Raw genomic sequence first — 12564 nt, 5'->3', positions numbered from 1 at the left:
GTTTCCCGCTACCCGACCGGGAAGATTCAGCCAAAGTTCAACTCCACAGGATTAGAGCGTCCGCAGCACGTCATCGCCGTTTTGTCGCCGCGAAAAGGACAGACATGACCATACAGCGCGAGAGCGATGCCACACCCGAAACACCCGGCACAGTGGACATGGCCGAAAGAACCCTCGTCCTCATCAAACCGGACGCTCTGCTGCGCGGCCTGTCCGGAAGAGTGCTCGCCCGCTTCGAGGACGCCGGGCTGAAGGTCGTCGGGGTGAAGATGCGGTGGATGGACGCCGAACTGGTCCGCCGTCACTACGCCGACCTGGAGGAGCGGCTGGGCGCGGACATCTACCGGCGCAGCAGCGAGTTCATGCGGCAGAGCCCCGTCATCGCCCTGGTCCTGGAGGCCCCCGGCGCCGTGGCCGTGGTGCGCAAGCTCATCGGCTCCTCGTGCCCGGACCAGGCCGCGCCCGGGACCATCCGCGGCGACCTCTCGCACTTCGGCAACGAGGCCGGCCGCGTCTCGGGCAAGGGCATGGCGAACGTCGTGCACGCCTCCGCCACCCCGGCGGAGGCGAAGTACGAGGTGGACCTGTGGTTCACCGCGCAGGAGCTGTTCCAGTACCGGACGCTGGCGGAGCGGTTGATGTACTGAGCCCGCGGCGCCTCGGGTTCACCGGTCCCCGGCTGGACGAGAGGCGCTGCGCAGCAGCACCGTGTAGTCCTCGGCGCCGTAGCCCGCCGCGAGGGCCGTCTCCACCCAGCTCCAGGTCGCCTCGCCGAGGCGCAGCCCCACGTCGTGCCGCCGGGCCGCCTCCCGGATGAGGCCCAGGTCCTTGGCGGCCAGCAGCAGGGAGAACCGGGCGGGGTAGTCGTCCTTCTCCAGCGACGGGCGGCGGCGCTCCGCCTGGGCGGCCAGCGGGGTGGCCGCCAGCACCTCGAACGCCGTGTCCCGGTCCAGGCCGAGGCCGTCGGCCAGGGCCAGGGACTCGCCCAGCTGGGCGAGGACACCGAAGAGCGCCGCGTTGGCCACGAGCTTGGCGGCCGACCCCGCCCCGAGCGGCCCCACCCGGCGGACCGGCCCGAGGTCGTCCAGGACGGGCCCGCACCGCTCCACCAGCTCCGGGGGGCCGCCGGCGAACACGGTCAGCCGCCCGGCGCGGACGGCGTCGACGCTGCCCATCACGGGCGCGTCCAGCAGCCCGGCCCCGGGCGGCAGGGCGGCGGACAGCCACCGGTACGCCTCCGGGGCCACGGTCGACGTCTGGACGAGCACGGCGTCGGTGCCGGCCAGACCGGCCAGGGCTCCCTCGTCCCCCTCGGTCACCTCGCGCAGCGCCCGCTCGTCGGAGGTGGCGACCAGGACGACCTCGCTGCCCCGCGCCACCGCGCGCGGGGAGGCCGCGGCCACTCCGCCGGCGGCGGTGAACGGGCCGAGGGCTTCCGGCGACCGGTTCCAGCCGGTGACCCGGTGCCCGCGGCGCAGCAGCCGTAGCGCCATGGCCCGGCCCATGGTGCCCAGGCCGATCACGCCGACGCGGGTCACGCGGGCACCCCGTCGGCGGAGCTGAGGGCCCGGTTGGCGTACCGGGCGTCCTCGGTGACCTCCTTGCCGAACCAGGGCGGCGGGCCGAAGGCGTGTGCCTCGTCCTCGGAGCCGAACTCCACCTCGACGGTGGCCAGTCCGCGCAGCCGCTCGTCGAACACGTCGACGTGGGCGGTATTGCCGTCGGGCAGCGCCACGGCGTAGCGGGTCTTGGTGACGCGGGCTCCCTCGGTGGCCGGCCACAGTTCCTGGAACTGTTCGGGCCGCAGCTCGATCTGGAACTCGGCGCGGGAGAGCCCAAAGCCGCGCTTCACCGTCAGGGTGAACTCCTCGCCCTGCCGGCGGACCCGCGCCTCCTCCCCGTCGCCGCGGGCCAGATACCCCTGGCGGACCGGGACGGGCAGGGCGCCCTTCACGGCGTCCAGTGAGTCCACGAGGAACTTTCGCTCGATCTCGACGTGCATGAAGTGGCAGACCTCAGTCCGTAGGAGCCGACGGCGGACAGCACAGTCTGGCCTCCCGGCACGGCATCCGGGCAGGTAGCCGGGCGTGCAGATACCTAGGAGGTAGCCGATCGGCCACCTCCGGGGGACAGGGACCTTCTGGTACTTGTCCGCCTGTCGGACGGTGCGCTCGAATACACCGACGGCACGTGACGGAGCCCTGGCCGGTCCGCTCGTACCGCCACCGACAGGCCGGGCGGGGACACTGCGTTCAAGAAGGCGGACATGACTGGACCGATACGGCCTGATGCCCTGGCGCGGCAGCCGGATGTGCGACTGCGCGGCACGGAGACGGTCCTGGACGACTGGTTCCATGTGCGCCGGTTCCACCTGGAGGACTCGGGCCCCGACGGCCGGGCCCGCCGCTTCACCCGGCTCAGCATGGCGCGCGGCGACCGGGCGGCCGTGCTGCCGCACTGCCCCGCGCTGAACACCGTCGTGCTCACCAGCCAGTTCCGGGTGCCGGCGTATCTGCACGGCCGTCCGGACGGGCGGCTGCTTGAGGTGCCGGGCGGGCTGCTGGACGCGGACGACGCGCGTACGGCGGTGCGGCGCGAGGTGGAGGAGGAGACCGGGTTCCGGATCGGGGAGCTGCGCGAGGTGTCCGTCACCTACCTGGCCCCGCAGCTGAGTTCCGAACGGACCCATCTCTTCGTCGCCGAGTACGACCCCGGGGCCCGGGTCTCTCCCGGCGGCGGTGTCGCCGAGGAAGGAGAGGACATCCAGGTGCGGGAACTGCCTCTGGAGAAGGCCCTGGACGAGGTGCTGAGCGGGCCCGCCGCGGACGCCAAGACGCTGCTCCTGCTGCTGTACCTCCGCCACTGCATGTCATGAGCATGCTCTAAAGGCACATGCCCGGTACGGCGCGAGCCGCCCCGGACCCGCCACCACGGTGACGTCCGCCCTCCGGACCGGAAGGGCGGAGAAGGGCTCGATCCATGTCACTCACCCCCTCCGACACGGCTCATGTCCTGCTGGCCCTCGTCGTCCTCGCGACCTGCGCCCACGGCGTCGGCCATGTGTTCAAACGGCTCCGCCAGCCCCAGGTGATCGGCGAGATCGTCGGCGGCCTGCTGCTCGGCCCCACGGTGCTCGGCCGGATCAGCCCCGGGGCACAGCACTGGCTGCTGCCCCCGGACGGACCCACCGCGGCGGTGCTCGGCGCCTTCTACCAGATCGGACTGCTGCTCCTCGTCTGGCTCACCGGCAGCGAACTGCGCGCCCGGGACGCCGGTTCCGAGCGCCGCACCATCGGGTCCGTGGCCGGGTCGGGGCTGGTCCTGCCGTTCGCCTGCGGGCTGGCGGTCGCCCAGACGCTGGATCTGGGCGAGCTGTCCGGTGCGAGCGGCTCGCCGGCCACCCTGGCCCTGGTCTTCGGCATGGCCATCGCCATCACCAGCGTGCCGGTCATCTCACGGATCATGCTCGACCTGGACGTGCTGGGCACGCGGTTCTCCCGGATCGTGCTGGCGGTCGCCGTGGTCGAGGACGTGGTGCTCTACGTCATCCTGGCCATCGTGCTCGGGGTGGCGCAGGCCGAGACCGCCGGCTCGCACGGCCTGTGGTCCCTCATCGGCACCGACTCGCTCCCCCTGGCCATCGCCTACTTCACGCTCGTACCGCTGCTCTTCCTGGCGGTCACCATGCGCTGGGGGCCGCGCCTGTTCACGGCGCTGTCGCGCTGGTCCTTCAACGTGCTGAACCTGCAGAGCCCGCTGGCGTTCCGGATCTCCTTCGTCTTCCTCCTCTGCGCGGGCTGCATCGGCCTCGGCATCGACCCCATCTTCGGGGCGCTGGTGGCGGGGATGAGCACGGCGGGGGCGAGCGGTGCGGGAGCGGCGGGCGCCTCGCCGGCGGCGGGACCGGAGACGTCGGCGGAACCGCAGACGCCGACGGAGCCGGAGACCTCGGCCGGGGGTTCGCACCAGACGCTGCGGGCCGTCTCGCTGGGCTTCTTCGTCCCCGTCTACTTCGCGATCGTCGGGGTCAAGCTCGACCTGGCCCGCCATCTCGACCTCGTGTTCTTCGGCTGGTTCCTCGTGTTCGCCTGCGCGGTCAAGCTCGTCAGCGTCTGGGCGGGCGCCTCGCTGGCCGGCGAGCCGCGCGGCTCCTCGTTCCATCTGGCCGTGGCCATGAACGCCCGGGGCGGCCCCGGCATCGTGCTCGCCTCGACCGCGCTCCAGGCCCGGATCATCAACGAGGACTTCTTCACCGCGCTGGTCCTGCTGTCCATGGTCACCTCGCAGATCGCCGGCGTCGTCCTCGGCCGGGCCGTACGCGCCGGAAAGCTCCCGACGACCGCCACGGAGCCACCCCCGGCACCGGCCGCCCCGCACCGGCCCGAGCGCCTCCAGCAGGAGCGGCTGTGACCCGCGCACAGGACCACCCACTCGCGCCAAGGAGCCGCGCATGAGGATCTGTCTGGTACGGCACGGCCAGTCGCTGTGGCAGCTCGCCCCGAGCCGGGACTGGGACACCCGGCTGAGCGACCTGGGCCACCGGCAGGCCGAGGCCCTCGCGACCTGGTGGGCGGGGCACGAACTGCTGGACGCCACGACCCGCCTGGACGTCGGCCTGCTCGGCGCCAGCCCGCTCAAACGCGCCCAGGAGACGGCCGGATACCTCGCCGACGCGCTGCGGCTGCCCGTCACCACCCGGCCCTCGCTCACCGAGGCCACCTTCCATGTCGCCGCCGAGCTGCCCCAGTGGCCCGGCCCCGCCGTACCGCGGACGCCCGGAACCCTCTCCGAGCGCTACCGGACCTTCCGGAAACAGGCCGCCGACGCCCTGCTGGAACTCGCGGACGCGGCCGAGGAAAAGGGGGACGCGGTGCTCGCCGTCACGCACGGCGGATTCATCAAGACCGTCATGCGGGTCATATCCGACAGCGATTCCTTCACCTGCAAGCTCTACAACTGCGGAATCAACGTGATCGAGTGGAAGGACGGCCGATGGCGGATAGTCCACCTCAATCTCCTGGACCACCTTCCGCCGCCGCTGCGCACCACATAGAAATCCCGCGGCTCAGGCCGGTGCGCCGCGCCACCCTCACGGTCCGGGCCGGCACGCTCTGGCGGCACAGACCCCTGTACGCGGAACTCGTACGACGGGCGAAGGAGCAAGGACTCTCCGGCGCCCATGTCCTGCACGCGGTCGCGGGCTTCAGCGGGGGCGGGCCCATCGCGAGCCGCCGGGCACTCGCCCCGCGCGACCGGCCGCCGCTCAGCGTCGTGATCGTCGACGACGAGGCGGCGGTGGACCGGTTCCTCGGTTCGCTCGACGCGCGGATGCACGTCGACTCGATCGTGCTGGACCGCGTGTACCAGCTCATGCCGCCTGGCGGCACTCTCCGGACAGACAAGGAATGAAACAGGCAATGACCTCGGTAGTCACCCAAGAGCCGCTCATCACCGACTCGGTGTCGCTGCGTCAGATCACCGACGTGCTCGACCGGTTGCCCATCGACCGCTCCGGACCGACCGTCGCGGCCAATCTGGGCCTCATCCACCAGCTCGGGCAGCCCGGCACGATGACCGGCCTGCTCCAGGAGATCCTCGGCGACGAGAAGGCCCTCGCCACCATCGCCGCGCGCTCCTACGCGCACACCAACCACTTCGACAAGATCGTCCTGGTGGACTCGGGCACGCCCCTCGGCTACCGGCTCACCCTGCACCTGTGGAACCCGCCGTACTCCGACGCCGAGGCCGAGGACGAGCAGATCCACGACCACCGGTTCAGCTTCGTCTCGCACGTGGTGGTCGGCACCCTGACCTCCCAGAACTTCGTCCGCGACCCCACGGGTGTGCAGTTCGGCGAGTACCAGTACATCCCGGAGAAGCTCAACGACGTGGCCACCGTGGGCAACTACTACGTCAACGTCGGCACCTCGCCGCTGCTGGAGGCCGACCGCCCGTCCGTGCCGCAGGGGCACTCCTACAGCCTCGACTTCGCCCAGATCCACCGGGTCCTGCTCCCCCGCACCAGCCCGACCTGCACGCTCGTGCTGCGCGGCCCGCGCCAGAAGAACTACGCCAGCGTGTTCAGCAACTCGCAGAAGTACGACCCCTCGGCCAACGCGATGTTCGCGCCCGCCGAACTCGCCGGAAAGCTGCGGATCATCCTCGACCACATCGCCGCCTCGGCCTAGCCGGCAGCTCTCGGAAAGAAGCCCGGCAGCCCCCTCAGAAAGGCACGGACAGAGCATGATCAACCCTCAGGGACCGACCGCCGACCCGATCTACACCCGCACCGGAGACTTCGCGGTCTTCAACCAGCTCGGTCTCAAACTGGCCTTTCCCGATGACGTGTCCAAAGAGGACTACTACGCCTGGCTGGACACGATGCACGAGAAGGTCGGCACCATGGTGAAGGGTGCCGAGATCGCGGAGAAGAGCTACGCCCGCAAGGAACCCCGGATGAACACCGGTGTCTACTACGACACCGACGACTACCGGCTGCTGCGCGCCGGCGCGGTCCTGCGGACCACCTGCAACATCAAGACGCACGCCTTCTGCGCCTTCAAGCTGTCGGAGGACGAGCACAACGTCCGGCGCGACCACCGCTACAGCTTCGACGGCGAGGACAAGCTCACCATCCAGCAGGCGCCCACCTCGCCCGAGGCCCAGGCCGCGGTGAAGCGGCTGCTGGCCCGCACGGACATCGAGCACCCGGGCATCCACCTGCGGGAGAGGTTCGGCCTCACCGGCGACGACCTCAGCCCCGCGGTCTGCCTGCGCCAGTACCGCCACCCGTTCTTCGTCTGGATCGACAAGAAGGACGCCCTGCGCTGCTCGATGGACCGGGTCCGGGTGCACAGCATGCGCCGGCCGGACGGCGAGGAGCACGAAGTCCCCTTCAGCGAGATCGAGTTGCCGGTCTACCCTCACCTGGACGAGGAGATAGCGAACGATCCGCGGCTCATCGAGCTCATCGAGGCGCTGGCCGAATCCCTGCGGTCCTGGTTCGGAATCGAGCCAATCTCGGAGTCGAAGTACCAACGAGCCGCTCAGGTTCTGGGCTTGAGCACATCCTGAACCATGCCCTCACCAGAAGCGGACGCGCCCCCGTCGGCGCGCCAGGCCGACGTGCCCGCCCCGCGGTCCGCGGCGGGCGCGCTGGCCCTGCTGGCCGTCGCCCAGCTGCTCATCGGCCTGGACTACTCCATCGTCTATGTCGCGCTGCCCGTCATCGACGCGGCGCTGGGGTTCTCGGCGGAGTCGTTGCAGTGGGTGGTCAGCGCGTACGCCGTCCTCTTCGCGGGACTGCTTCTGGTGTGCGGCCGGCTGGTCGACACGTTCGGGGCGCGCCGGGTCTTCCTGGGCGCCGCCGGCATCCTCGCCGCGGCCTCGCTCGGGGCGGGGCTCTCGGCCACCTCGGCGCAGCTGATCGCCTTCCGGGCGTTCCAGGGCGCCGGGGCGGCGGCCCTGGCCCCGGCCACGCTGTCCCTGCTGACGCAGACGTTCCCGCCCGGCCCGCGGCAGACCCGCGCGCTGACCGTGTGGAGCACGACCGGTGCCGCCGGCCTGGCCGTGGGGGTGCTCGGCGGGGGTGTCCTCACCCATCTGACGTCGTGGCGGTGGATCTTCCTGGCCGTCGCGGTGGTGGCGGGGGCCATGGCGGTGGGCGGCCTCCGGCTGCCGAGGCCGGCGGGTCCGGGTGCGCCCCGGGCGGAACTCAGCCTGGGGCGTGCGCTGCTGGCCACGGCCGCGGTGTCGCTGGTCGTGCTGTGGCTGACGCGGGCCACCGGCGGCGGCTGGGGGCGTCCGGCGGAGTATCTGCCGCTGGCCGCCGCGCTGGTGTGCGGTGCGGCCTTCGCCCGGCTCGACCGCGGGGCCCGGAGCCCCATGGTGCCGCGGGCGTTGCTGCGCCGGCGTCCGTTCGTCGTCGCCTGTGCGGCGGCCGCGCTGTTCATGGCGAGCTTCGGCGCCGAGTTCTACGTCGTCACCCTGCTCATGCACGACGTCCACCACTACTCGGCACTGCGGGCCGGGGTGGCCTTCCTGCCGCTGGCCGCGACGGCCCCGCTGGGCAGCGCGGTCACCGGCCGGCTGACCCGGGCCTTCGGCGGCACCCGCACGCTCGTCGCCGGTTTCGCGGTCGGCGCGCTGGGCATCGCCCTGCTGCTGCCGATGACGGGCGACGGGCCGTACGCCCTCACGGTGCTGCCCGGCCTGGTCATCAGCGGGGTCGGGCAGGGCATCGCGTACACCGCGGCCTACGGTCTCGGCACCTCGGTGCTGGACGAGCAGCAGGGCGCCGGCTCGGCGCTGATCACCACCGTCCAGTACTTCGGCGGGTCGGTCGGGCTGGCGGTGCTGGTCTCGGTGATGGGCGGTACGCCGTCCGGGGCGTCCGCCCGGGCGGGCATCGCCCTGCTGGCGGCGGTGGCCCTGGCCGCGGTCGTCGTGCTCCCCGTCGCCCACCGCGGACACGTCGCCCACCGCACGCACTAGTCTCGACGCGCACAGCCGCGCGGCACACCTTCAGAGGAACGGCATGAACGAGAACGAGCACGGCGGGTTCTACGCCAAGGCGCGCCTGGACGAGGACCCGCGGGGCCGGGTGACCGGACTCTCGGTGCGGCGCGCGGGCGTGGACTCGGTGCCGTCCTCCCTCGCCGAGCTGCGCGACCTGCGCACCCTGGACCTCTCCTACAACGACGTGGGGACGCTGCCCGACGCCCTGGGCGCGCTGCCGGCCCTGGTGGAGCTGCGGCTCGACGCGCTGGGCGTCGCCGCCGTACCCGACTCGCTGCGCGGCCTGAGCGGCCTGGAGGTCCTGAGCCTCTACAAGAACCGGCTGGCCGAGGCGCCCGTGTGGCTCCCCGAGCTGACCGGTCTGCGCACCCTCAACCTCGCCGACAACGAGCTGACGGCGCTGCCGCCGGGCCTGGGCGCCCTCAAGCACCTCCACACGCTCGACCTCGGTCACAACCGGCTGACCGAGCTGCCGGACGACCTCGGCGAGCTGCCCGCGCTCGACCGCTATCTGTACCTGAGCGACAACGCCCTGCGCAGCGTCCCCCGGTCCCTGTGCGGGCTCTCGGGGCTGCGCTACCTGAACCTCACGGACAACCGGCTCACCCGTCTCCCGGACGAGTTCGGGGCTCTCGCGGCGCTGCGCGAGCTACGGCTCTACCACAACGAACTGACCGAACTGCCCGACGGCTTCGGTGCGTTGGGTTCGCTGCGCGAGGCCCATCTGATGGGCAACCGGCTGCGGTCGCTGCCGGACACGCTCGGCGGCCTGCGGGAGCTGCGGGAGCTGCGGCTGATGGACAACGAGGTGACGGCGCTGCCGCCGAGCATCGGCGAACTGCGCCGGCTGTGCCGACTGGACCTGCGCAACAACCAGCTCGGCGAACTCCCGGACGCCATCGCCGGGTTGACCGAGCTGACCCACCTCGATCTGCGCAACAACCGCCTCACCCGTCTGCCGGACGCCCTCGCCACGCTGCCCGCGCTGGAGAAGCTGGACCTGCGCTGGAACGTGCTGGACTCCTGGCCGGCCTGGCTCGACGACCTCGAACTGCGCGGCTGCGCCGTGCTCACCTGACACCGTTTCACACCTCTCGCGTCTCAAGGAGTCCCCGAGATGACGCAACCCCCGTTGGTGCGCTCCTTCGCCGACCTCGTCCCCGGACCGCACGAGCGCGACCAGCCCGTCGTGACGCTGTTCAGTGGCGGCCTGGACAGCAGCTATCTGCTGTACCGGCTGAAGCGGGCCGGGTTCCGGAACATCCACGCGGTCGGTGTCGACCTGGGCGCCGGCGACGGCCCGGACCCGGAACTCGTCGCCGACCGGCTCGGCGTCCGGATGCATGTGCTGGACGGCCGCCGCGAGTTCGCCGCCGACTACGTCCGCCCGGCCATCGCGGCCCAGGCGGTCTACCTCGGCACGCATCCCATCAGCTCCTCGCTCAGCCGCCCCCTGATCGCCGAGCTGGCGCTGCGCGTGGCGACCGGTCTCGGGGCGTGGGGCGTCCTGCACTCGGCGAACCGCTCGCAGAACACCCTGCGCCGGCTGAACGGCGCCCTCGGCCTGCTGGGCTGCGCCTGCCGGTACGGCAGCCCGTACGAGGCCGATCCGGTCGGCCGGGAGGAGAAGACCAGGGCGCTGGAGGAGGCCGGTCTCGTCGCCATGGGCAAGCGGCCGACCAGTGTGGACGCCAATCTGTGGTGCCGGGAGTTCGAGTCCGGGGTGCTGGAGGACCCGGAGGAGCACACCGTACCCGAGCATCTGTACCGGTGGAGCGTGCGGCGGCCCACGCCGGACGACACCACGGTCGCGATCGGCTTCACCGAGGGCGTGCCCACCTCTCTCGACGGTGTCGGCATGCCCCTGCCGGACCTGATAGCGGCTCTCAACCGGACGGCCGGCGCGTACGGCATCGGACGCTACAGCGGCCTGGAGCACCTGCCGGGCGGCCAGAAGGTGCTGGAGCTGCGGGAGATGCCCGCGGCGGCCCTTCTGCTGCCCTCCTACCGGCACCTGGAGACGGCGGTCCTGGACGCCGAACTCGTCCGGGAGAAGATGCACCTGGAGCAGCTCTGGGTGCGCGAGGCGCTCGAAGGCCGCTGGTTCGGCCCGCTGCGGCAGGCGAGCCAGGCGTTCATCGACTCCTGCGCGGTACGGGTCACCGGAACCGTGCGCTGGCGGCTGCGGCCGGGCGCCGCGGAGACCCGGTCCATCGTCGCCGCCTCCCCGCTGTACCTGAGGAACCGGGAGGACTGGGAGCGGGCGTCCGCGGCGCCCGGCGACCGCCAGGATCCGGCGCCGTGAGGAGGGTTGCGGGAGACCCCGTGAGGGAGGCGTCACGGGCGCGGAGAACACACTGACGACTTTCGGCCATCTTTGAGCCGCTGTCGCTTCCTTCCCGCCCGCCACAGCCCGCCTCCCCACCGGCCAGGGCCCGGCAGCACGCCCTCCGCAGGTGTCGTGGGAGAGCCCGCGGAGCCCTTGTCACGCCTGGCTCACGGCCCTGGTTTCGTTGATTGTCCGAACAACGAACACCGCACGGGACACTACATCTGGGGTCCGTTGCGAGGGGAGACACAAGATGTATGCTCCCACCTGATTTCGGCGACACCCTGAGACGCCCACGGCACAGCGGGCCCCTCGGGCACCGGCGTCTGCCTTTCCACGCCTTGCCACCCCTGTGTCCCGGGCCACGACTTCCACCCAACGAGGGAGCACCACGTGACCATCGCTCCGAGCCACCCGGCCTCGCTCACCGAGGAGCAATCGCAGCAGGACCTGGAGCCCGCGCTGCTGCGGACGCTGTCCGAGCTGACCGCCGATCTGCCCGACGCCGACCCGGGCCGGGTCGCCGCCGCGGCGCTGCGCGGCCGGTCCGCGCGGGCCGACGAGGCGGAGCTGCGCGAGCTGGCCACGGAGACCGCCGCCGGCCTGATCGCCGAGGACCCCGCCTACTCGAAGCTGGCCGCCCGGCTGCTGACGATCAGCATCCGCCGTGAGGTCGGCGCGCAGGGGGTGACGTCCTTCACCGAGTCGGTCGCGCTCGGCCACCGCGAGGGGCTTGTCGCCGATGACACGGCGGACTTCGTCCGCACCCACGCGGAGCGGCTCGACGCCCTGGTCGAGTCCGCCGTGGCGGAGGGCGCCGACGACCGGTTCGGCTACTTCGGCCTGCGCACCCTCTACACCCGCTATCTGCTGCGCCACCCGGTCACCCGCAAGGTCGTCGAGACGCCCCAGCAGTTCATGCTGCGCGTGGCGAGCGGCCTGGCCGAGGACCACTCGGAGCGGTCGGTGGACCAAGTGGCGGCGCTCTACGGCCTGATGAGCCGCCTGGACTACATGCCGTCCTCCCCCACCCTCTTCAACTCCGGCACCCTGCACCCGCAGATGTCCGCGTGCTACCTGCTCGACTCCCCGCTGGACGAGCTGGACTCCATCTACGGCCGCTACCACCAGGTCGCCCGGCTCTCCAAGCACGCCGGCGGCATCGGCCTCTCGTACTCCCGCGTCCGCTCCCGCGGCTCCTTCATCCGTGGCACCAACGGGCACTCGAACGGCATCGTGCCGTTCCTGAAGACGCTGGACGCGTCCGTCGCCGCGGTGAACCAGGGCGGCCGGCGCAAGGGCGCCGCCGCCGTCTACCTGGAGACCTGGCACTCCGACATCGAGGAGTTCCTGGAGCTGCGGGACAACACCGGTGAGGACGCGCGCCGTACGCACAACCTGAACCTGGCGCACTGGATCCCGGACGAGTTCATGCGGCGGGTCAACGCCGACGAGCAGTGGTCGCTGTTCTCGCCGGCCGACGTGCCCGAGCTGGTCGACCTGTGGGGCGCGGAGTTCGACGCCGCCTACCGCAAGGCCGAAGCGGCGGGCCTGGCCAAGAAGACGATCCCGGCACGGGATCTGTACGGCCGGATGATGCGCACCCTCGCCCAGACCGGCAATGGCTGGATGACGTTCAAGGACGCGGCCAACCGCACCGCCAACCAGACCGCCGAGCCCGGCAACGTCATCCACTCCTCCAACCTCTGCACCGAGAT

13 protein-coding genes are annotated in these 12564 nt (G+C 71.6%); 11 read left to right on the top strand and 2 right to left on the bottom strand.

The genetic code is table 11. The annotated features are described in order from the left end of the window. Nucleotides 1-158: 158 nt before the first annotated feature. On the top strand, nucleotides 159-647 hold the full coding sequence (locus ABZ937_RS30665; protein WP_361696585.1) for a nucleoside-diphosphate kinase: 489 nt from the start codon (nucleotides 159-161) through the stop codon (nucleotides 645-647). 18 nt (nucleotides 648-665) lie between these two features. On the opposite strand, the gene ABZ937_RS30660 is transcribed toward ABZ937_RS30665, so the two are convergent. Together ABZ937_RS30660 and ABZ937_RS30655 are read right to left on the bottom strand one after the other, a co-directional pair. After that, nucleotides 666-1538 carry an NAD(P)-dependent oxidoreductase gene (locus tag ABZ937_RS30660; RefSeq protein ID WP_361696583.1) on the bottom strand — a complete coding sequence of 291 codons (873 nt, stop codon included), beginning with the start codon at nucleotides 1536-1538 and terminating at the stop codon, nucleotides 666-668. Further along, nucleotides 1535-2002 (bottom strand): CYTH domain-containing protein, encoded by a 468-nt coding sequence (locus ABZ937_RS30655; RefSeq protein ID WP_361696582.1) that lies wholly within the window; start codon nucleotides 2000-2002, stop codon nucleotides 1535-1537. The genes ABZ937_RS30660 and ABZ937_RS30655 overlap by 4 nt, the downstream gene beginning before the upstream one ends. A 264-nt stretch (nucleotides 2003-2266) precedes the next feature. Here ABZ937_RS30655 and ABZ937_RS30650 point away from each other — a divergent pair, with 264 nt between their 5' ends. The 10 genes from ABZ937_RS30650 to ABZ937_RS30605 form a co-directional block, all read left to right on the top strand. Beyond that, nucleotides 2267-2875: an NUDIX domain-containing protein gene (locus ABZ937_RS30650; protein WP_361696581.1), complete on the top strand. Its 609-nt coding sequence runs from the start codon at nucleotides 2267-2269 to the stop codon at nucleotides 2873-2875. Between the two features lie 104 nt (nucleotides 2876-2979). After that, nucleotides 2980-4410, top strand: coding sequence for a cation:proton antiporter (locus ABZ937_RS30645; RefSeq protein WP_361696580.1), 1431 nt, complete (start codon nucleotides 2980-2982; stop codon nucleotides 4408-4410). 40 nt (nucleotides 4411-4450) lie between these two features. Then, complete coding sequence (locus ABZ937_RS30640) at nucleotides 4451-5053, top strand: histidine phosphatase family protein (protein WP_361696579.1); 603 nt, start codon at nucleotides 4451-4453, stop codon at nucleotides 5051-5053. A gap of 20 nt (nucleotides 5054-5073) precedes the next feature. Further along, the gene (locus tag ABZ937_RS30635; RefSeq protein ID WP_361696578.1) at nucleotides 5074-5409 is read left to right on the top strand and encodes a DUF190 domain-containing protein; all 336 of its coding nucleotides are present in this window, start codon (nucleotides 5074-5076) and stop codon (nucleotides 5407-5409) included. Between the two features lie 8 nt (nucleotides 5410-5417). After that, complete coding sequence (locus ABZ937_RS30630; protein ID WP_361696577.1) at nucleotides 5418-6188, top strand: hypothetical protein; 771 nt, start codon at nucleotides 5418-5420, stop codon at nucleotides 6186-6188. Nucleotides 6189-6243: 55 nt separating this feature from the next. Continuing rightward, on the top strand, nucleotides 6244-7074 hold the full coding sequence (locus tag ABZ937_RS30625; protein ID WP_361696576.1) for a hypothetical protein: 831 nt from the start codon (nucleotides 6244-6246) through the stop codon (nucleotides 7072-7074). A gap of 3 nt (nucleotides 7075-7077) precedes the next feature. After that, a complete protein-coding gene (locus ABZ937_RS30620; protein WP_361696575.1) occupies nucleotides 7078-8493 on the top strand; it encodes an MFS transporter in 1416 nt (471 codons plus the stop codon). Nucleotides 8494-8536: 43 nt separating this feature from the next. Beyond that, nucleotides 8537-9595, top strand: a complete 1059-nt coding sequence (locus ABZ937_RS30615; RefSeq protein WP_361696574.1) for a leucine-rich repeat domain-containing protein — start codon at nucleotides 8537-8539, stop codon at nucleotides 9593-9595. Between the two features lie 39 nt (nucleotides 9596-9634). Then, a complete protein-coding gene (locus ABZ937_RS30610) occupies nucleotides 9635-10822 on the top strand; it encodes an argininosuccinate synthase-related protein (protein WP_361696573.1) in 1188 nt (395 codons plus the stop codon). A gap of 417 nt (nucleotides 10823-11239) precedes the next feature. After that, nucleotides 11240-12564, top strand: a 1325-nt coding sequence (locus tag ABZ937_RS30605; RefSeq protein WP_361696572.1) for a ribonucleoside-diphosphate reductase subunit alpha, incomplete at its 3' end; no start/stop codon positions are given.

This window comes from Streptomyces sp. NPDC046727 (assembly GCF_040645635.1).
GTDB lineage: Bacteria > Actinomycetota > Actinomycetes > Streptomycetales > Streptomycetaceae > Streptomyces.
This window is presented reverse-complemented; position numbering and strand designations above follow the sequence as displayed.